This is a genomic window from Calothrix sp. NIES-3974, from assembly GCF_002368395.1.
In the GTDB taxonomy this organism is placed as follows: domain Bacteria; phylum Cyanobacteriota; class Cyanobacteriia; order Cyanobacteriales; family Nostocaceae; genus NIES-3974.
In genome coordinates this window covers 5,577,748-5,599,409 of sequence record NZ_AP018254.1, presented here as the reverse complement: position 1 = coordinate 5,599,409, position 21,662 = coordinate 5,577,748, and the positions used below count along the sequence as shown (strand labels likewise).

Genomic DNA, 21,662 nt, shown 5'->3' with positions numbered 1-21,662 from the left:
CATTTTTGTCAAAGTAAGAAAAGCGACGTGTCGCATCTGTACGGGAATTGGGAGAGACGGGACGTGTCGCGTTTGTACAGTTTATAAGGATAAATATATCGTTTGAGCTTATTTCTGTCTCCAAAAGATGGTTGGTGAAGTATTTATTTATACTCAAAAGATGCCTTGTTTATGGTGTCTTTGATTCTAGATTTGTAATCAATCATTCGGGTTGAAGTAATAATTGATTTTTGCAAACATGGGTGTTTCTTGTCAATCACAAGTTTCCTGTTAATCAACAAATAAATGTAGTGATTTTTTATTTTGGTATTTGATATGAACGAGGGTAAAAATGTATGAAAGCTGAGTCAAGGGACAATTCGACAAGTTTTCCAATTAAAAATAGTTTAGAAGCAGCTAGACAGGAATATCAATATAATTATACTTTGATTCCGTCTGTGGCAATGGTGGAAACTTTACCGGAAAAGGAAAAGTTTCCGAGAGAATGGTATTACTTGTTAGCTCAAAGTTTAAAGGTTATATTTATCAATACAATTATTACCAATCGTGGTAATCGTGGTTCCTTGTCAGTGGGTGATGATGTCAGGGATTTTATCTTAGAAGCGGTAGTAAAAGGAGCAATTCCCACCCAGTTTAGTGTCGCTAGTCGATTACTACAAATTATTCCCCAAATGCTGTTAGTGGGGTTTTCTAAAGATTTTCGAGAACTGGATGATTTGTTTTTTTCGCTGTTAAGGGAAAGTGGGGTGACGGTGTTGCGAGACTCGGTAGAACGAATTAAGCAATTGATGTATGAAGGACAACCGACGGGACAGGTTCAAAATCTTAGGGATTACGAGAAGTTACTACCACAAATTGCATTACCAGCTTTAATTCATACTTTGAATCAGGATGATGGGTTTGCGTGGATGCAGGTTGCTGGGTACAATCCAGTCATGATTGAGCGAGTTAATTCCCTCCCGAATAATTTTCCTGTGACCGATGAACATTATCAAGGGGTGATGGGGAATGATGATTGTTTAGCAGATACGATCGCTCAGGGTCGATTATATATTGCTGATTATCGGATTTTAGATGGTGGGGTAAACGGGACTTTTCCTCGATACCAAAAGTATTTGTATGCTCCCTTGGCTTTGTTTGCAGTCCCCCAGGGTAATGACCCCCATCGAACATTACGAGCGATCGCTATTCAATGTGGTCAAAATCCAGGTGAAAATCCGATTGTCACCCCTAATTCAGGTAAATATGCTTGGATGTTCGCGAAAACCGTTGTCCACATTGCTGATGCTAATTATCACGAAGCTGTTAGCCATTTAGGACGAACCCATTTATTTGTTGGTAGTTTTGCGATCGCTACCCATCGACAACTTCCTCCAAGTCATCCGTTGAGTGTTTTACTGCTTCCCCATTTTGTTGGTACTCTGGCTATCAATGACGCAGCACAACGTCAGTTAATCGCACCAGGGGGTAGTGTGGATATATTGCTTTCCGCAAGTATTGATAATTCCCGTGTGTTTGCAGTTAAGGGTTTACAAAGTTATGGTTTTAATTCCGCAATGTTGCGCAAACAGTTAAAATTGCAAGGGGTTGATGATGTAAATGCTTTACCTGTTTATCCTTACCGAGATGATGCTTTATTGATTTGGGATGCTATTCATGCATGGGTAAGTGATTATATCGGTTTGTATTACCAAACTGATATGGATGTGCAACAAGATATCTACCTCCAGAGATGGAGTCAGGAAGTAGGAGCTTTTGATGGAGGACGGATATCTGATTTTGGCCAAGAGAATGGGCATATTAATACTAAATTATATCTGATTGATGCAATTACGTTAATTATTTTTACCGCCAGTGCCCAACATGCTGCGGTTAACTCCCCCCAACAGGACTTAATGAGTTATGCGGGAATGGTGCCATTAGCAGGTTATGCTCCGGCATCAGTTTTATTGAAATCAGAGGTAACGGAAGCGGATTATTTACAGTTGTTACCTCCTTTAGAACAAGCTCAAAAACAATTAAATATTCTGTATTTGTTAGGTTCGGTGTATTATAGCAAATTAGGTAATTATCCCCCTCGACATTTCACAGACACAAAAGTCGAACCTTTATTACAAAAATTCCGTAAACAACTACAAAAAATTGAGGACATAATTAACCAACGAAATCTTAATCGTCAACCATACACCTATTTATTACCTTCGAGAATTCCCCAAAGTATCAATATTTGAGGAGATAGAATACAGGAGATAGAACCGGATTGCTCACAAATCCCTCAAGCTCTTAGGGAATAGGGAAGAGGGAGTAGGAAGTAGAAAGAAGATGAAGGCGTGACTTAAGGCTTACTGTTCACTGATGAGAAATGCAGGATAGAATAATTTCTTTACCATAATTACTCTAAAGCTTTCAGGGAGTGGGGAATATCAAGAAATTTAAGTCATTACTTAGAGGATGTTTTAAAAGTCGATTTTAATACTTGAATTATCGTTTTTGGGAATAGGAGGAGACGCGACATGTCGCGTCTGTACGCTCGAAGGGAAAATCAGCTTTATGATTACTTTCTAGAAGAATACAGGATACGGTAAACAGTCTTAAAAACCCTTGATTACAAGCTTTGAAAATAGAAATAATACACCAAATTTACCTAAAATTTGCTGTAATTTCCATTCAAAATCCAAAATCCAAAATCCAAAATCATCATGACTCTTGAAGAAAAAATTCTCAAAGGACACAAACGTCAAGTTTGGTTAGCAAATATCTTAGCGAAAGTTGGTTATAACACACCCATTGGTAAACTTCTGCGTTTGTGGGTTTACTATGCAGATGGAATTGTAATACTCAGACATTGGCGAGATTTTTTATCGATTCGTCAAAAAAATATCGGTGACCAGTATTTAGCCGTTGACCAAGCTATTATGCATTCCTCCTATTCCCAAGTACGGGAATTAATGCATGGGGAACCACAAATCCGTGGCAATGATTTAGGGATTATCCGTATTCTTGCTCCTAGTTATTTACTCAATAATCCCCTGAGTTTAGGGACGAATGGAGAGGAACATACGGGTGTGAGAGCTTTATTTATCCAAGCATTACCCAATCCTTTGGAGGTATGCGATTTTTTGGGAGCATTAGTTAATGAATGTTTGATGGTCGCTGTTCAAAAAGGAGAATTACACGTTGGCAATGATTTACCCGCAATGATGATTCAAATCTTACACCAAGTTGTGTTTGATATCACTTTAACAGACGAAGAAGTAGAAGCTTCCCGCAAATTTATTAAGAGTTTACCTTTGGCTTCCCTACCCAACTTTATCAGTGAAAAAGTTATTTTCCCTTTGACTGCACCAATCATTAAACATCGCCAAAAACTTATTCAAAAATATCAGCGATCGCCCAAGTGGTTCAGTTATTTAGAAACTGGTTTTTCCCACGGATTAAATGAGCATCAAATCGCCAATTCACTCTTTGATATGATTCATATTGCGGGAACTGCGGGAACTAGTGCTTTACTTGGTTCTGTAATTGGGGTGCTATGTTTGGATAATGGCTTAAGAAGTAATGTGATTGCCGAAATTGACAGAGTATGGGATGGAAATGACCCTCTACAATCGGTAAATATTGCCCAATTAACCCTAGTTTATCAAGTAATTTTAGAGACTGCTCGTTTATATCCTCCCGTGAGATTTGTTAGTCAACTTGCACCTGATAGGGGTGAAATTAATTTGGGAACTAGTAAATGTCCTTTCCAAAAAGGAACCCGTTTGTTAGGTTCGATTTTCACTGCGAATCGCGACCCCAGAAAATATGATAATCCAGATGATTTTGATATTACACGAGATTTATCAGATATTTTATCCTGGAACGGGAGTGGACACGAACGAGCTTGTCCGGGTCGAGACTTATCAATTGGTATAATTCAAATCTTTTGTTTATATCTTTTCAAGAAGTATAGATGGGACTCGATTACGGAAGTCAAATGGGATTTTGAAAAGGTGACTGCGGTGACACCGAATAATTTAGTTCTTCAAGGTTTTAGCTGCAAATAATGATCAGCTAACACTCACATGAGCTGATTGTTAACTGTTAACAATCATCTATCGAAAGTAGTGAATATACAACTTAACGTGAGTTCGATGAGTTATAAAGCCTGAAAATCTTGTCCAGTATCATTCGTAGGAAATATAAGTTTTTAAAAACCTCCTAGTACCACGCGGCGTAAATACACCTACCTTTCCCCTCGCTCCCATGCTCCGCGTGGGAGCAGAATCTGCGAAGCTCCTGCTTCGTGAATGAAGGTAGAGCCTTCAACTCACTAAGCGACCACACGGAGCATGGTCACTAGATAAAAAGTATAAAAAGTTAATACTCGGTTTATTTCAGCTAACCTGTACTAGTATGTTGAGAATAAAATCATTAAACCTGGAATCAGTCAGTTATTGACTTTGTTCTCAACTAATGGATGAGGTTACTTTAAACCTTAACCTTCAAAATCATTGATTAACAAATATTATAGCGTTTACAATCCATCGTAGCGAGCTACGACCTAGGAGTATTCACGTACAACTTAAATGCGTAACAGTTGCTCAAAACCTGAATGCGACATTAGCCATGCTTAGATGTATTCCCTAAGTTGGTTTTTAAAAATTGATGAATATATGTAATTGTTGATTGTTGAGTGTTAACCGTTAACTATCAACAGTCAACACCTTCTACTAGCTGACTACCGTAACCTGTCCCCTATTCCTAAAATTGCAATGATTGAAATTAGATTACTGGAAGATATCAATACTTGGATGATACCTGTTGAAGAAACGGGTTTACCTGACACTTTGAAGGGTGTGTTTTTTATGGATGGAAATCCTTTACCGGATAGTTGTTTAACGATGTATAACTTAACCTGGGATAAGGAAAATCTCAGTTTATTTATACCTGTTTATGGTCGGTTACAGTGGACTTTTCATCACAGCTTACCGGGATTATTATTACTGCGTGCTGCTCAAATTGCTCGCTTTGGTTATCAAATTAAGTTTACAGATGCAAGTTTACAATTCGCCAATATTATCCCGATGGGATTTGGAATTGCTGTACCGAAATGGATTGTTGATTTGACAATGTTTCAAATTGATGATTCGACAAATGGAGATATCTGGAAGCGTAAAAATATCTGGTTTGGAGGAATTCCCTATATTGGTGAGTATATTTTACGTCGTGTTGTCAATGCGGATGGTAGTTTTACTGCTGCTTTTCCAGATATGTTGAATAAAGCACCCAATCAGTGTTTGGTAATAAATTAAATTTCTACTAGGTTTTGAGAATAGATATTTTAAGCAATATGTAAAAAATTATGGTGTTGCTGAATCAAAATATGAATTGAAAATTTTGCGTCGTGTTGTGTAGAGACCTAGCATTGCTACGTCTCTACATAACGATAATTTTGGTGTTAATGCAAAATGTAAATAATTATAATTCATACCCAAATTCAGCAATGCCACAATTACTGTTTAATCAATCCCTCCCTCAAAGAATTTAAATATAAATATCGGCTGACTACTTCTTCTAATTCTTCTATCAGATAGGGTTTTGTAACATACCCATGAAAACCTGCTGCTTCAATCCGTTTTTGGTCTTCTACTAGGGCTAAAGCTGTCACCGCAATTACTGGTATTTCCCGTGTGAAAGTATCCGCTTGTAAAGATGCAAAAATTTCCAATCCGTTAGTACCTGGTAACATTATATCCAGTAAAATAATATCTGCCTGACAAGATTTAGCGATTTCAACTGTCCTACTTCCTTCACTCTCACCGACAAAATCACAATTGAGGGATTCAGCAATATAGGAAATTAATAACAAATTATCTTCATTATCTTCTATCGCTAAAATCACAGGCTTTCTTTTCTGAGTTGATTGACAGCACGTGTCACTGGAATAGGATACTGGTTTCATAATTTAGCTCAGTTATTTCTAGTTTTTGCAAGGTAACACGTCACGATTTCTGATTTAGTAATACCAATTTGAAAAAAGAATGCGACAGATGAATTTTGGATGTTGCAAACATTTTGCCATCGGTATAAGTAATTAACAGCAAAATAAAGTATTGTTTTTATACCAACAATACCTGTCTGATTTCTAAATCAATCGTGAATTATTGGAAACTTGAGTACAACAAGCTGAATAATCACCAGGTCAATCAAACTTTTTGTTTGTGCCTATAGCCAAAGAAAAAGCTTATTAAGCTGATATAGTATGGCAATCCGTTGGGGATTTGTAAAATCTTACATATGAGGTTGTTGGCTGTTAACTGTTGACAGTTATAGCCTTCTCTAGGAAAAGACTTTCCGCAGGTTACAGTCAAAACTGATACTTTTCCCCTACTGAATAGGATTGCTATAATAACTAATATAATATTTTAATCAAATTTTAATAAAAAAACTACTTTTTCCAAGTAAATAAAAAATTAGCTCCACAATTGGGTTGGGAAACTAGTCTAATTGTACCGCCTTGGGTTTCGACAATTTTCTTGACTATTGATAGACCGATACCCGTATTTTCCGTGTTATCGCGGGAATCTAGGGTTTGGAAAATCGTAAAGATTTTTTCATGAAATTCAGGAGCTATACCTAATCCATCATCGGCAATGGAGAATTCATAGTATTCATTCTTTTCTTGATAGGTAATATGAATACATCCATCGATGCGAGGATGATGTTTAATCGCGTTACTAATAAGATTGGTAAACACCATTTGCAATGGTAAACGTTCGGTGGTGATAGTCGGCATATTTTTCGCGATCGCAATGGTAAATGTGGGGGGTGGAGCAAGGGAATCGATGATTTCTGCTAATAATTGGGAGATTTCTACCTCTTCCGGTTGATTGGTGATTCTGCCAATGCGAGAATACTGGAGAATACCATTAATTAACGCATCCATCCGATTTACCCGCGATCGCAATAAATGCATTTGATGACGGGTATCATCGGTGAGTTTGTCTGCTAAATCTTCTTCAATCCATTGGGAAAGATTGGCGATCGCTCTTAAGGGTGCTTTTAAATCATGGGAGGTGACGTAGGCAAATTGATCTAACTCTGCATTTCTGCGTTCCAATTCTGTCGTAATTTTGACTAATTGATTATTTGCTTGCGCTAGTTCCTGAGCGCGAAGAGCGATTAATTCCTCCGCTTGTTTGCGTTGAGTAATGTCGTTAATTGTACCCCATACACCAATAATATTACCGTAGGAGTCAGTTTTCGGTTGGGCATACATTTCTAACCAACGGGGTTCACCTTGTTGATTCTGGATTAAAAAATCAATCTGATAGGTTTCTTGGGAACCATTAATTAATGACTGAAATAATTCTTGAGTTCGCTGTTTTTCAGTTGCTTTCACCATTAAATCGGTGAAATTTTGGTACAGACTTACAGATGCTGGAAAACCCGTCACTGTTTCCCAAGCAGGACTTAAAAATGTCCAATTTCCCTGGATATCTGTTTGAAAAATTACTTCATCTACACTATTAATTACAGATGTATAGAGCCGTTCACTTTCTGCTAAAGCTGTTTCCATACGTTTGCGATCGCTGATGTCCTCAAATGCAACACCGAGATGGTGGTTAGGAATTGGAAATACCTTCAATGCAAACACAGTTGGTTGGAGACGTTCATCGCTGTAGTTGACACTTTCAATAATTTTTGCTTCCTTAGATGTGGCAACCCAGCTATAGGTGTGGAGTAAGTCGTGACAATCTTCCGTCACCATATTGGGAAAAGCTTCTCCGATAGTTCGACCAATTTCTGCTTGCATGTCTATCTTGAGTATCTGGGAAGCTGCTGGATTTGCGGTGACTAAACTTAAACTACTTGCATCGTCGGTTTTTTTGAGGTTCCAAACTAGTAATCCCAGAGGAATATTATCAATTATGTGCTTATAAATTTCAATTTCTTGACGATAATTCCGTTCTTGAGCAATTAACTGGTCTTTTTGTTGATTTGCAGCTGCTAACTGGGCTGTTCTTTGTTCTACTCTTGCTTCTAATTCTTGGTTTAATTTCGCCAATTCTAATTGTACCTGCTCCCTTTCTTGAATCTCCGCAACTAAACGCTGGTTTGTTTCTTCTATCTGCTTACGACTTGGTAAAGCCATAATTTGGGGAATTAAATAGAATAATGCGATCGCTGTTGCGAGGGATACAATTCCTGTGACGACGCGAATGTAAATAGCCAACCAGTAATTAGGATGCCATAATGTCCATATATCCATCAAATGACCAATACCACAACAAATAATAAAAGCAGCAAATAATTGGGGTATCCAATTAAAGGGAATATCTTGACGTTGACGGACAATATGTACCAAAGTCACAGGTATGGAAAAATACGATAATCCAATCACCGAATTACTAACGACATGCAATCCCACTAACCACGGTTTCCATAGATAACACATTCCATGGGGCATAAATGATGAGGTCAGGAAATAGCTGGTTAGCGTGAATATATGCATAGTTGATACACTTTTTTTTCCATATATTGTTCATAGTACATCTCCTGGCTATGGATGTAAATCTGATTCTGTCTCCGGATGGAATTAGGTCGAATGATTTTGGATTTTGGATTAACTCAATGCATGAATGTAGGTATTTGAAAGCGATTGAGAGAATATTTTTTAGTCATTTGTTTTATTTATATATTTCTCCCTCTGGATTTATCTCCCAAAAATTATTTGATAATTGGATGAATCAGGGATGGATTTTTCTTCCACTGCTGTTCTACATCTGAATTGATAAATATGGGTATTCATATCGATAGATAGGTTAATTAGGGATTATCGCCGTTTGATAGATGGTTTATCAAATAATTAAAAATACTATGTAAATAACAAATAAAAACCAAATCAAAAACGGAGGAAGCAATGAGCGCTGAAAATAGAATGAAAGCTGCGGCTAAAAATGTTGAAGGTAAAGTTCAAGAAGCTGTGGGTGAAGTCACCGGAAACCCTGAAGATAAAGCCGCAGGAAAAGCAAAACAAGCTGAATCTCAAGTTCGTCACACTGTCGAAAACGCTAAGGACGAAGTGAAAAAAGCGATTGATTAGTCATTGAATAAATATATATTGATGGCTTTTTGATCAACACTGAATAGACTGGGGTATGGTCTAGGTAGATTGATATCTATCTGGACTTTATTCTTACAGAAGTTTTTATTTCACATAAAGGATAAAATTATGGCTGCAAATAAACCCTTAACAGGAATCGAATTAATTGATTGTGCTAAAGCTAATAGTCAAGAACTAGTCGATATAGTTGCCAGCAGATGTGGTTATGGGGAAAATGTATCGTTATTTGAGCAGGAACTCAAAAAATCCTGTCAAGAAATCGGTATCGACTTAGATAGCTTTTACGATTTAAAGCAAATTGAGCAACAAAGGTTTTTAAAAACTAAAAAAGCTGGAGTAGAAATAGCACCAGATACCTATAGGGAGTTGTAAAAATTTATTTGAATACAATCTCGAATATGAATAAGCTAAACCCTACCATCTTTCATAAGGGAATTACCTCCCTCAGTACTTTGTCTCGTATGATATATATAATGTAGAGAATTTGTTGTAACTACATCTACTTTGCGGTTTAATAAGGCTTATAAGTCCTGAATTAGTCCACTGGGAAACCAAGCTGTAACTTTATTGATGTCGTAATCAATTAAGAAATCTATATCACTTGTTTCAGTTTCTTCTTTCCTAGCGACGCTACCAAAAATTCAGAGATTATAAGCTCCATTTTTAGTAGCAATTGTTTCTATCTCTTCTTTTTTTCTTGCAGTAATTGTCTGAGTGTCATTTGATTTTCCTTGTGGTTATATTTCTCAAATTTGATGATATCAATCTCCTCATATAATTGAGCGCGATCGCATCAATTTTCCTCAGAATCACTCTCCAAACTAAGAGGATGTTTTAAAAGTTGATTTTAATACTTAATCAGCTCGTTTTTTGGGAGTAGGGAGAAGGGAATCGGGAGAGACGCGACATGTTGCGTCTGTACTTTATCTTGAAAAATATACCGTTTAAGCCTATTGACAGTCTTCAAAAAGTGGTTGATAAAGTATTTATTGATACTTGACCAACATCCTCTAAGCCAGTCACCTGGGGAGCATCTACACATACCAATTCGCTGCAACAAGGTAAAAGAAGCACTTTCGCGCTAACTCCCCGTAGCGATAGCCTAACACAAATCCAGTAAATTTACCCATAAAAAAATAGCGATCGCTAATTCGAGCAATATTCTATATAGCTATACCGGGAATCAAAGCTTTATGAAAAAGAGAAATAAGCCTTATCCAAAAGGATAAGGCTCTTTTTCAACACACATTCACAAATATAAGGAGATTAAAAGGAGAAAGCCATCTATAAATCACCAAAACAAACGTAATTGTTACATAGATACTTGTAGTGTAGCTTCCCATACACGTATAGGAGAAATCAGATTTTGAAATTCCCCCAGACTTTTGAGCATAACTGTAGATAAACCTAGCATAATTTCTGATTTAATAAGTTCTAGTACCTTCTTCAGCCGTTTCGTAATACTTTGCCACAGACCAGACCCCATGAATAGAACCGGGAACCCAACCCAACAGAGTTAACAAAATATTGATAACTAAGGTTATACCTACACCGTAGGTCAAAAAGACACCAACAGGGGGAACAAGGACAGCAAGTATGTATCTCAAAAATCTGGTGTTCATATCTATATCCTGTATTGATTCAACTTATTAGCTTTATTATTAATCGTCTTACCTGGAAAATCCTCTACATAAATGAATAGTTAGGTTTTATCTTGCGGTCGAAGGAAATAGACTATTTGTAAAAATGATACATATCTGGAGATAGAGATACCAATCAATCTTTATAAAGATGTCAGAATTTTTTAAATTCGTAATAATCAAGGCTGAAAGGTAAATATAGTCATATTCAAAAACTTGTAATCCCATTCGCTATGCTTAGTCAAAATATTTGATTATTCCTTTTGATTAACCCTGAAGATAAATCTGCTGACTCTATATCATTAACAGCTGGTCGTCATAGATTTCCATCAGAAATCAAATCGGATTAACATACATATTGAGAACTAAGCGATAGAGAACTATATCACCTTGATGAACCCCAATTAAGATTAGGAAAATCATATGCTGTCATATTTCTTTACTGTTTTAGCCACTGCTTTGAGTCTATTAATTGTTGATCTGGCTGTTCCGGGTGTAAACATTGCCACATTTGCATCTGCACTGATTGCTGGTGTCGTAATTGGTATTATTAATTCAACCGTTAGACCAGTAGTTTCCTTCTTTTCCCTACCTTTAAATATCTTGACATTAGGACTTTTTTCTCTGGTTGTGAATGGAGTCTGTCTGTGGTTAGCAGCAGCTTTTGTCCCTGGATTTTCAATCAATGGTCTACCAGCAATTATCATTGCACCAGTTGTACTTTCCCTAGTTAATACATTTTTGAGCAAATATTTTGTGCAGCGCAATCCCGACTTAAATATTAAAAGCCAAGCCTAGGGTTCAGAACAAGCAGGGGACTTACGTACTGACTATATTTTTACATTACGACAGCAGTCCGAGCGGGATTTGTGAAATCTTACATGTAGGGTTGTTAACAATTGACAGTTGACGGTTAACAGTCACCAGTCATCAGTCAACGGCACGCTATTTTTCACGACTTAAATCGGATTGCTGTATATATATACGTAAGCCCCTCTGCAATCACTAATATTTTCAAAAACTCCGAAATGGAGCTTGGTAAAGGTTTGATAAAACCCATATTCAAACCTATGATAAATTGAAATTACAGAAGTAATATCGATTCTCTTTTACTTTGCAAGAAAACTAGAATAATTAACACTTATAGCCCCCAATATGTAGCGATAATTGGCGTAAACGATATAACAGATTATTCCCAAGTTTTTATTTTTTTTAATCTGTCCAAATAATATTTAATATTATGAAGCTAGGCTGAATATTTGATAAAGCTTTGGTGTTTACAGAAAAATCTTACACTAGGTATAAGCGCGGTTGAGGCTTGATAAATTCTTAACTACCAAGGGCTAGAGCTCACAGGTCAAAGTTTTAGAATAATCATGGGTCAAACTTGGACTTAAAGCGACAAAGTGTGGTAAAAATTTAAAGAATCAAATATTGGCTGTGAATCCATAAGTAATCGTGAATACACTTCCGACCTAGAGATATACAGCTAAATACAGGTGAAACAGATAAAACGTGCTTATCTGTTTTTTGCGCTGATATAATTATCAGCCGTCTCAGACAATTTAATATCAGTTTCAAGTGATATTTATGTCTTTGGATAGACGATATCGCCACAACTGATTATCGGTGCATGAAACTAAAAACCCTAATTTATTGTACACAATTTATCAAAGTGTCACCCAAGATACTGAGCGATGAATGTGCTTTTTTGTCAAGTCCCATGTCTCAAAACCTAAACTGCTGAACACTTAAAACTTGTATTGTCCCAAGAGAAACATGAACCCAAAGTTGACTGATGAATTTACCAGCTTTAACCCAAGTCAAAATTATAATTTATCTGAGTTGAATTCATTATTTATAAATGATGCTAATAAAAGTTTTGCTGGGATAAACTGGAGTAATCAATATTTAAGCGGTGTCAACTTAAGCTATGCAAATCTAGAACAAGCGGTATTAGATGGTGTAGATTTAAATAATGCGGATTTAACTGGGAGTAACTTATCTACAACTACATTACGAGGTGCAAACCTCAATAGTATTTGTTTGCGGAATGGAGATTTACATAATGCTGATTTAGCGAGTGCTAACCTTAGCTGTGCGGATTTGAGTGGTGCAGATTTAACAGGTGCTAATTTAACAGGAGTAAATCTGAGTGGAGCGGTTTTAGTAGGAGCAAAATTAGAAACAGCGAGTTTACGGGAAGCCTATCTGTGGAATGGAAACCTAACACAGACAAGGTTAATCGATGCAGATTTAACTGGTGCTTACATGAGCAATGTCCGATTGCAAGATGCGGATTTACGGGGAGCTATTTTAAAATCTGTACAATTAAGTGAAGCAATTTTACGTCACGTGAATTTAGCTCAAGCCAATTTAAAAGCTGCTCAATTAGATGCAGCAAAAATGTTTGATGTGGATTTAACAAATGCTAATTTAACAAATGCAAATTTAGAAGCAGCTAGTTTAAATCAAGTCAACTTAACGGGAGCAAATTTACTAGGTGTGAAGTTGAATCATCGGACAGCGATCGCACCGAAATGGAAACTAGTCTGGGAAATAGTCAATAATATTTTTGTTGGCGATAGTCTGAAGGATGCTGATTTAAGCGGTGCAAATTTAGCAAATACAGATTTACGCAAGTTTGATTTGACCAATGTCAATTGGTCTCAGACACAATTGCAGCAGACACGCTTTAGCAAACAGCAAAAAGGTATTTCCGAAAAAATTCAAGCAGAACTACGCGATCGCGGTGCTATTTTTGAGTAGATATGTCTTTCTTCAGTTTCTGTTTTATCGCTCCCGGTCGAATTTGATGGTACTTATTTTTACCAACTTTCAGAATACAGCTAGGTGCTTGTTTACACTGTTTTTGACATCCCGTTGTTTGAATTTTGACTTGCTGGTGTAATCCCTCTGCCTTCAGTGTTTGTTGTAACTGGGATAGTAATTTCTCACTACCCCGTTTGCGGCAACCTGATTTTTGACAAATCATGATTTTCGCGTTGGGTGGACAGGGTGGCTGTTTGGTGTGATTAATTTCTGGATAACTCCGTATTTCCCCAGAGGAATGGGGGAAAGCGATCGCGGATATATTTTCCGTATGCAGTTTTAATCGTGAATTATGTATATTTAATTTGATGACACCGGAAAGACGAATCCGCGTCATTTTCGGTAGGGAATATAGATCAAAATTTTGGCGTAGAGTTTTCGATAGTTTAATCAGTATCCGTTTACCATCTGTAATTAAATACAGATACTTTTTGACTATACCCACATAATCGCCCTCGATATCAAAGGAGGATAAGCGTAAATATTTCTGCCCCATTGTCATTATACTCTATGAGAAAAAATACAGGCGAACAATTGCTCGCCCCTATAAACTAATTCATAATTAATAATTATTAATTCCTAACTCTTAATTACGTCCGCAAAGCGTTATCATAGACTATTAAGAATTACGTAGCCTGCTTCCCACGTAGCGGGTATTACAAATTACGTACGCGAAGCGTTGCCGCAGGCTATTACGAATTATTCAACTTATTCTTCTCGCTTCAACGGTTTGCGGTAACTTAAGAGGGTCACTTAAATTACTAAATTCCAATTCCCAACCATTAGCTAAAGTAAATACTTTCCCCCCATCAGATTCCGTTTGTTTAATCACCTCTTCTTCCAAGTCTTTTTTGGGAACATACACGGTTAATTTTCCCAGTGAATTTTCACGTAACATTACTTTCATGATTGTTCCCTTTCCAAATCTGGATTTTTTTCAATAAGTTCTAATTCTTTTTTGCGACAACCGACGACGAACCCTGTTTTTAAAAAATGTACTGCATAAATATAGGACTTTTGCAGGAATGTACCGATGCTGACCACGTAACCAATCTCACCTTTTTGTGCTAAGACAGTACCAATTTCTTGACCGGGAAAAGTACCATCATTTTTCAGGAGTTTACGGGTACGAACCTTATCACCAACATCAAATTCTGGAGGGGAAAATAATTCCATTTCATCCGATTGTTGCATGGGAATATCTCACTTGCATTGCTAAATTTAATAATTCTTCGGCGGTTAAATTACGTTTTTTGTTGGTAGATTCTTGACGAACCGCATCCAAAACTAATTGGGTTTGTTCATAATCAAGATTAATACCGTGGTTTTGTAAAATATTAGTGAGTAGATGCCGTCCGGAGTGTTTCCCCACAACTAACTTCCGTTCCCAACCAACTTCTTCCGGTGCAAAGGGTTCATAGGTGAGGGGGTTTTTAATTACACCATGAGCATGTATTCCCGATTCATGGGTGAAAGTATTTTCACCGACAATCGCTTTCCAAGGGGGAATACTCGAACCAGATGCGCTTGCAACCAGACGAGATAATTCCAATAAGCGTGGTGTATCAATGGTAATATCCTGTTTGTACAGGTGCTTGAGAGCCATGACAACCTCTTCTAAAGCTGCATTTCCAGCTCTTTCCCCCAGTCCATTCACGGTAGTATTTACTGAAGTCGCACCAGCTTTGATACCAGCTAAAGCGTTTGCCGTTGCGAGTCCAAAATCGTTATGGGTGTGCATTTCCACCGGAATTCGCAAAAATTTCACCAGTCGTTGGACTTTTTCGTAGGTAGTGAAGGGGTCAAGAATACCCACCGTATCGCAAAAACGAAAACGGGATGCACCCCAAGATTGAGCATTAAAGGCAACATCAAGCAAAAAACTTTCATCAGCGCGGGATGAGTCTTCACCTCCAACTGCAACCCACAAGTCGTGATCGACTGCAAAACTAATGGCATCTTTGAGGTGATTCAGGGTGACTTCCCATTGTCCACGAAATTTAGCCGCGATTTGAATCCCAGAAACGGGGATGGAAATATGAATTCGTCGCAATCCTGCGGCAATGGATGCTTGAATATCGGCAATTATAGCGCGATTCCATCCCAATAAATCAGCCTTTAACCCTAATTCACCAATGGCTTTGATGGCATTAATTTCATGTTCTCCCATTGCGGGAATTCCCACCTCTAGTTCATGAACACCAATGCTATCCAAAAATTGAGCGATCGCAATTTTCTCTTGCAGGTTAAATGCAACTCCTGCGGCTTGTTCTCCATCACGCAGAGTTGTATCATTGATACAAATTTGACTCATTATCTATTTTTTGCCCCTTCCGAATTGAATATCTCCCAATTAACTATTTGCGGATTTTAGACTTTTTTTCGGTCATATTTTTAGCAGTAAATATGAATATTTTTGGATTGTCTGTACTGATAAACACACAGCATTATCTGGGAGAAAATAGGATTGAAAACCTATCCAGTTTGAGAACTGTAGTTCTTAGTCGTGATTAGCTGCTTCAAGTCTACCTGATTCGCAATGACGAAAACTCCAGTTTTGATTATGGAGGAAGTTTAATATCCCGTCTCTCCAATCAATATAACTGATTTAATTAAAGTACACTATCAATAGGTTGAGATACTTATTTGCTAGTTGGGAAAAATTAATTAATAATGCGGAAAAATTGACTGTTTTTCACAACACTATTAATCTTTGAACATTCTTAATTTTTCCTGATGATTGATTCTCTATCTGTATTCTACTAAACAATTACAGACAAGAAAATTTAATTTTTAGGACTTACGCATTTATTCCCATGACTTACGAGTTCGTAGTGAGGACCTTAGTTCTCAAAGTCAGCGCTATGGGTACTGACTACAAACAAAAAATCAGAATTTTGGTGACACTTGTGTAAGTCCTAATTCAGAAAAAAAGACTTTGAGATTACTTCCTGCGACCCTAGGGTTGATCCGCTACACGAAGAAGTGCAGTTATGTAACTGGGTAGTAACTGCGTAAATCCCGATTTTATTTCCCCCGTGATGGCAAAGAGTTAGTGAATAACATCTGACTCATATACCCGGAGATGAAACCAAAACTACCAATTAAGGTTAAACCAAAAAATAGAACTACAATCATAAATATCCTCTTGGGTTGTTCAATGAATTTTCATAGACGACCCGACTCAGGGAGAAGTCACGCTATCACTTCTAGGGGTCATCTCTACTGGTTTTCTAACCAATCAAAGATACGCTCTAACTGGTCGATATTTACAAATCCATATTGCCAAAGTAACATTGGTAATGGTGCGGTTTCGACCTCGTTGTGACGCAAGGCAACGGATATATCTGCCTTTGATAGTTGTAATTCCTGTTGGAGAAACCGGATAAATTTGCGCTTGCGTCGATAATTTATCATAATCAATTCTTCCAGCTAAAAATGGCTCGTAAATATCAAAATCAACAATGCAGGTGGTGGGAATTTTAGTAGAGACGACCCGATAGGTCGTCTCTACATACGCATCATCCAGAAATTAAGAATCATCACGATATTATTCCCAGGCAAAATTTTCTAGTTATACTGGGTTTTATAGTCACAAACAAATCAACTGAAATCAGATAAACTTGCCCAGCTAATTATCTATCCTCAACTATCAACAGTAGTTGCCGAAGCTAATAGAAAAAATTAGCGATAATCATGAATAAATACATCAACTCTGAGTCAAATTGAGAAATATCTTGATGACTATAATTTATCGGACTTACCCTCGTGAGTTCGACACCCGTAAAGGGAGGTAAACAGAAAAGAAATCGGATTTGAAGATTGCTATTCTGTAACCAATTGCTACAGGTTTACCCAATGACTTAAATAGGTATTCCGTGAAAAAGTCCCGACTTCATCGAAATCCAACGCTAAATGTTCAAGAACGGCGAAAAAAAGATAGCGATGGGATTTATATTGTCAGCTAATCATGAATAAAATGATGTTAGGGACTAACCTAATTAACAGATAATGCGAACAAAAACTCTAGACCCGCATTTCTCACAAAACCCTAAAACTCACAGGGAGTAGGGAGTAGTGAATAGAAGGAAAATGAATTCGTTACTCAAGGTTTACAACTTACTCGTGAGCAATCCAGATAGAGATTTTTGACAACAATGGTAATTTTGAAGGTATCTTGGAAATTGGCATCATGGTAATCTAAATTTACTATTGCCAACAAAATTCTAGCCAGGTTATTAATTGGTGACGGGATGCTGTGTATTGCATAACTACGCTACGTACTTGTAAAGCAGTTAGAGGAGTTTCTACTTGTACTTCTAAAGTACCGTCAGCAAGACAGGAACAGGGAATTGATAACTCTTGTAAGCGTTGGAAAATTGGCCAGCGATAGGTAAAACGTAAAGCTGGTTGATCACCACAATGGAATTGGAGAATCTGGGTGGTGAAAATATGGGAATTTGGGGAATTCAACATATACTTTAAACGGCAATAAGTGGGCTTTTTGTTAAGACTGTTAATGCTTAAAGGTCAACTGTTAACCGTTATCTGTCAACAAACTAAGCGGGAAATATATCTGCGTACACAAGTATAAAAATCACTTTTGATGTTGTTGGTTTTGCAGGGTTTGTAGTTGTGTTTCCAGAGTTTGCACACGGGAAACTAAAGAACGAATCAGATTACCCTCCACATCAGGGAGCTTTCCATGTTCCAGGACAGCAAGACACTCATTTCCATTGCGACAGATATTGCGTCCAGGAATTCCTACCACAGTGCAATCGTCGGGTACATCGCGAAGTACCACACTACCAGCACCAACACGAACGCGATCGCCGATGTGAATATTCCCCAGAACCTTAGCACCAGCACCAACAACAACGTTATTACCCAAAGTGGGATGACGTTTTCCGGTTTCTTTTCCGGTTCCACCCAAAGTGACACCTTGATAAATGAGTACATAATCACCAATAATTGCGGTTTCACCGACCACCACACCAATCCCGTGGTCAATAAATACTCCGTGACCAATTTTGGCTCCGGGATGAATTTCAATCCCGGTTAAAAATCGAGCTAGATGGGAAATTAAACGCGGTAAAACTAAAATGTTGCGTAAATATAAATAATGGGCTATTCGATACAAAAATAAAGCATGCAATCCTGGGTAACATAAAATTACTTCTAACCAATTCCGTGCAGCGGGGTCGCGTTCAAAAATAATTTGAAAATCTTGCTTAAGGACTTGCCAAAATTGGTATAAACCGAAACTTTTGAGCAGATAATTTAGGGAATAATTTAACATTTTTGCAGTTGGAAAATGCCAAATTGGGTGATAGGGTTGTTTCATAAAAATTTATCGGCATTCAGATTTGATGGTATGCGGTGAAGTCACCGACTTCCCGACGAATGAAAGGCGGTCTGCTATTGTTATTGCTTATATCAAACCACCATTACATCTACTTTCTGTCCACCATTGATTGAATTAATTAAATTATTTATAAATCTACTCATGCAGCAAGTATATACCCTAGTTGGATTCAGAATTATGGATGGGGATAGGGAGTGAGAATTTTGAGGATGGGGGACAAGAATTGTTGCGGGTAGGTATTAGATTTTTGAGGATTGTTGAATACAAATCTAAATTGAAAATTTGACCTTGTGTAGAGAGGTAGCAGTAGAGACGTAGCAATGCTACCTCTCTACACAAATATGATTATTTTGATTTTCATCCAAAATGTAAATAATTATAATTCATGCCAAAATTCAACAATGCTGATTTTTTGTACTCAACACCCTTGTAAAGGTTATAATTGAGACAAAATCTAGCGACTACTTTTGCTGGTATGATGGATCGACTTAAACAGGTGCTGAAAACTTTCCAACCAACACGAGATAATCATCAGGCATTAGTGGTATCATCGCCAGATGAACAACCAGTTTTAGTTCGAGACAGTCAGCAGGTCGATTGGCGTTTACCGTTGGTAGCGGTTAGCATCAGTGCTACGGCATTAGTCGCAACTGTAAGAGAAATCGGTTGGTTACAAGGCTGGGAATTGCAGGTCTATGACCATATGGTGAGAGTATTTGCACCCCGTTCTCCCGACCCGCGGATTGTAGTAGTGACGATTGGGGAAAGTGAATATCCGCAAAAAACCGACGCAAATATTCTCAAAGCAGTAAATATTTTACAAGCGAATCAAGCCCGTGTAATTGGCCTAAATCTTTATCTACCAGAAAGCAATAAGTTGAGTCAAGCGATCGCCAATCAGAAAAATCTCCTTGTCACCTGTTTTCATCATCGCCAAAATGATAGTCAACAAGCTCAGATTTCTCCACCACCAGGTTTTGATGTCAAAAAACATGATATTGGTTTTAGTGATTTAATTCCTGACCAAGCAAGTAGTCCCATCCTCCGCAGAGCCGTATTATTTAAACCCGCAAATCCCCAGAGTAAATGTGGTACTGGTTATTCCTTTGCAGCTTTAGCGGCGATTATGCATCTAGAGCCAGAAAAAGTCAATTGGCAGCAGATGGAAGAAACAGCATGGCATTTAGGTCAACAAATTATTCCCGCACTAACTGAAAATGCTGGTGGTTATAAAAGATTTGATAGTGGTGGTTTTCAAACATTAATTAGTTATCGTCATCCCCGATATGCATTTGCTCAAATTTCACTACAGCAATTATTAAATAACCAGTTTTCCCGCTCCCAAATTGCTGATAAATTAGTCCTCATTGGAGTTACTGCAACGAGTATAGAACGCGGCTTTTATACCCCCTTTACAGGTGATGATAGCCATGAATATAATCGAATGCCACCTGTATTTATTCATGCCCAAATTATTAGCCATTTACTCGATATTGGCTTCGGTCAACGTCAACCCATTTGGTACTGGTCAGAACCGGGGGAATTACTATGGATTTTGCTCTGGTCAACGGTCGGTGCTGTGGTTGCATTGCGTATCCGTTCCGGGTGGATATTAATGATCAGTGGAAGCGCGATCGCCATCTTACTTACCGGAATCTGTTATGCAGTTTTTTCCCAAGGTGGTTGGATTCCCCTCATCCCCCCCCTCCTGGGTTTAGGATTCAGTGGTTTAGGTGTAACCCTCTATCAAGCCTATCAAAATCAGGTTCGCACCCGAATTATTATCCTTCAAGTTGAAAAACAACAACAAGCGATCGCCCAATTAAATGCTCTCCTCCAGGATACATCACGTCTAGCAGTTCCCCCCAGCAACGATAATATCCGCCAAACTGGTGATTTACTCCTAGGGGGTAGGTATCAAATTACTCGCGTCCTCGCCTCCGGGGGATTTGGTTGCACCTATCTCGCCAAAGATAACCAACGACCAGGGACACCCACCTGTGTCGTCAAACAGTTAATGCCAGCTCGACGAGATCCGAAATTTTTAGAAGTTGCACGGCGCTTATTTGCGGCGGAAGCAGAGATTTTGCAAGTATTAGGGAAACATAATCACATCCCTAACCTCCTGGCCTATTTAGAAGAAAATCAGGAATTTTACTTAGTACAGGAGTATATTCCCGGACGTACCCTAGAACAGGAATTACATTCCCCCCACCCCGAAGCCTTTGTGATTAACTTAGTAGGTGAAATTCTGGAAATTCTCAAATTTGTCCATAGCCATCGCGTTATCCACCGTGATATCAAACCCGGAAACATTATCCGTTGCAAACACGATAACCGTTTGGTACTAATCGACTTTGGTGCAGTCAAAACCATCCAACCCCTCCCACCCGGTCAAACGGAACTAGCAACCGTAGCAATTGGAACCCGTGGTTACGCACCCCCCGAACAATTAGCTGGTCATCCCCGACTTAGTAGCGACATTTATGCCGTAGGGATGATTGGGATTCAAGCACTGACCGGATTACCCCCCCAAGATATTGAAATTGACCCCGACACCGGTAATCTCAAATGGAGTCATCTAGTGCAAGTTAGTCCTGAATTTGCCCAAATCCTGGAGAAAATGACATCTTACCACTTTGGCGATCGCTATTTATCTGCAAACGATGCCTTAGCTGATTTACGTCGGTTAGTTTAACAAGCTCTGAGTCAAAAC

General features: G+C 38.1%; 19 protein-coding genes. 8 read left to right on the top strand and 11 right to left on the bottom strand.

Features of this window, described 5'->3' with window-relative positions:
- The first annotated feature begins 335 nt into the window (after positions 1 to 335).
- From CDC37_RS22265 to CDC37_RS22255, 3 genes are all read left to right on the top strand, one after another.
- A complete protein-coding gene (locus CDC37_RS22265; protein WP_096625242.1) occupies positions 336 to 2,231 on the top strand; it encodes a lipoxygenase family protein in 1,896 nt (631 codons plus the stop codon).
- A gap of 468 nt (positions 2,232 to 2,699) precedes the next feature.
- A complete protein-coding gene (locus tag CDC37_RS22260) occupies positions 2,700 to 4,046 on the top strand; it encodes a cytochrome P450 (RefSeq protein ID WP_096625240.1) in 1,347 nt (448 codons plus the stop codon).
- A 708-nt stretch (positions 4,047 to 4,754) separates the two neighbouring features.
- Positions 4,755 to 5,294, top strand: a complete 540-nt coding sequence (locus CDC37_RS22255; protein WP_096625238.1) for a hypothetical protein — start codon at positions 4,755 to 4,757, stop codon at positions 5,292 to 5,294.
- 200 nt (positions 5,295 to 5,494) lie between these two features.
- Here the strand turns inward: CDC37_RS22255 and CDC37_RS22250 are convergent, their stop codons facing one another.
- On the bottom strand, positions 5,495 to 5,884 hold the full coding sequence (locus tag CDC37_RS22250) for a response regulator (RefSeq protein ID WP_231943152.1): 390 nt from the start codon (positions 5,882 to 5,884) through the stop codon (positions 5,495 to 5,497).
- Between the two features lie 546 nt (positions 5,885 to 6,430).
- Positions 6,431 to 8,440 carry an ATP-binding protein gene (locus CDC37_RS22245; protein WP_231943151.1) on the bottom strand — a complete coding sequence of 670 codons (2,010 nt, stop codon included), beginning with the start codon at positions 8,438 to 8,440 and terminating at the stop codon, positions 6,431 to 6,433.
- Between the two features lie 465 nt (positions 8,441 to 8,905).
- Here CDC37_RS22245 and CDC37_RS22240 point away from each other — a divergent pair, with 465 nt between their 5' ends.
- A complete protein-coding gene (locus CDC37_RS22240) occupies positions 8,906 to 9,088 on the top strand; it encodes a CsbD family protein (protein WP_096625232.1) in 183 nt (60 codons plus the stop codon).
- Positions 9,089 to 9,217: 129 nt separating this feature from the next.
- The gene (locus CDC37_RS22235; RefSeq protein WP_096625230.1) at positions 9,218 to 9,481 is read left to right on the top strand and encodes a hypothetical protein; all 264 of its coding nucleotides are present in this window, start codon (positions 9,218 to 9,220) and stop codon (positions 9,479 to 9,481) included.
- Positions 9,482 to 9,630: 149 nt separating this feature from the next.
- On the opposite strand, the gene CDC37_RS25350 is transcribed toward CDC37_RS22235, so the two are convergent.
- Positions 9,631 to 9,750 (bottom strand): nucleotidyltransferase domain-containing protein, encoded by a 120-nt coding sequence (locus tag CDC37_RS25350; RefSeq protein ID WP_231943516.1) that lies wholly within the window; start codon positions 9,748 to 9,750, stop codon positions 9,631 to 9,633.
- Positions 9,751 to 10,533: 783 nt separating this feature from the next.
- Positions 10,534 to 10,731, bottom strand: a complete 198-nt coding sequence (locus CDC37_RS22225) for a YqaE/Pmp3 family membrane protein (RefSeq protein WP_096625228.1) — start codon at positions 10,729 to 10,731, stop codon at positions 10,534 to 10,536.
- Between the two features lie 441 nt (positions 10,732 to 11,172).
- Between CDC37_RS22225 and CDC37_RS22220 the strand changes: the two genes are divergently transcribed.
- Positions 11,173 to 11,547, top strand: coding sequence for a phage holin family protein (locus CDC37_RS22220; RefSeq protein WP_096625226.1), 375 nt, complete (start codon positions 11,173 to 11,175; stop codon positions 11,545 to 11,547).
- A 981-nt stretch (positions 11,548 to 12,528) separates the two neighbouring features.
- Complete coding sequence (locus tag CDC37_RS22215) at positions 12,529 to 13,518, top strand: pentapeptide repeat-containing protein (RefSeq protein WP_096625224.1); 990 nt, start codon at positions 12,529 to 12,531, stop codon at positions 13,516 to 13,518.
- On the opposite strand, the gene CDC37_RS22210 is transcribed toward CDC37_RS22215, so the two are convergent.
- From CDC37_RS22210 to cysE, 7 genes are all read right to left on the bottom strand, one after another.
- A complete protein-coding gene (locus CDC37_RS22210; protein WP_096625222.1) occupies positions 13,505 to 14,083 on the bottom strand; it encodes a (2Fe-2S) ferredoxin domain-containing protein in 579 nt (192 codons plus the stop codon). The genes CDC37_RS22215 and CDC37_RS22210 overlap by 14 nt on opposite strands.
- Positions 14,084 to 14,284: 201 nt before the next feature.
- A complete protein-coding gene (gene nifT / locus CDC37_RS22205) occupies positions 14,285 to 14,488 on the bottom strand; it encodes a putative nitrogen fixation protein NifT (protein WP_096625220.1) in 204 nt (67 codons plus the stop codon).
- The gene (locus CDC37_RS22200; protein ID WP_096625218.1) at positions 14,485 to 14,775 is read right to left on the bottom strand and encodes a nitrogen fixation protein NifZ; all 291 of its coding nucleotides are present in this window, start codon (positions 14,773 to 14,775) and stop codon (positions 14,485 to 14,487) included. The genes nifT and CDC37_RS22200 overlap by 4 nt, the downstream gene beginning before the upstream one ends.
- Complete coding sequence (nifV, locus tag CDC37_RS22195) at positions 14,759 to 15,895, bottom strand: homocitrate synthase (protein WP_096625216.1); 1,137 nt, start codon at positions 15,893 to 15,895, stop codon at positions 14,759 to 14,761. Before nifV ends, CDC37_RS22200 begins: the two co-directional genes overlap by 17 nt.
- 908 nt (positions 15,896 to 16,803) lie before the next feature.
- The gene (locus tag CDC37_RS22190) at positions 16,804 to 16,998 is read right to left on the bottom strand and encodes a DUF2949 domain-containing protein (protein ID WP_096625214.1); all 195 of its coding nucleotides are present in this window, start codon (positions 16,996 to 16,998) and stop codon (positions 16,804 to 16,806) included.
- Between the two features lie 792 nt (positions 16,999 to 17,790).
- On the bottom strand, positions 17,791 to 18,057 hold the full coding sequence (locus tag CDC37_RS22185) for an Asr1405/Asl0597 family protein (RefSeq protein ID WP_231943150.1): 267 nt from the start codon (positions 18,055 to 18,057) through the stop codon (positions 17,791 to 17,793).
- A gap of 121 nt (positions 18,058 to 18,178) precedes the next feature.
- Positions 18,179 to 18,925, bottom strand: coding sequence for a serine O-acetyltransferase (gene cysE / locus CDC37_RS22180; protein WP_096625212.1), 747 nt, complete (start codon positions 18,923 to 18,925; stop codon positions 18,179 to 18,181).
- A gap of 496 nt (positions 18,926 to 19,421) precedes the next feature.
- Between cysE and CDC37_RS22175 the strand changes: the two genes are divergently transcribed.
- Positions 19,422 to 21,644 (top strand): CHASE2 domain-containing serine/threonine-protein kinase, encoded by a 2,223-nt coding sequence (locus CDC37_RS22175; RefSeq protein WP_096625210.1) that lies wholly within the window; start codon positions 19,422 to 19,424, stop codon positions 21,642 to 21,644.
- Positions 21,645 to 21,662: the final 18 nt, after the last annotated feature.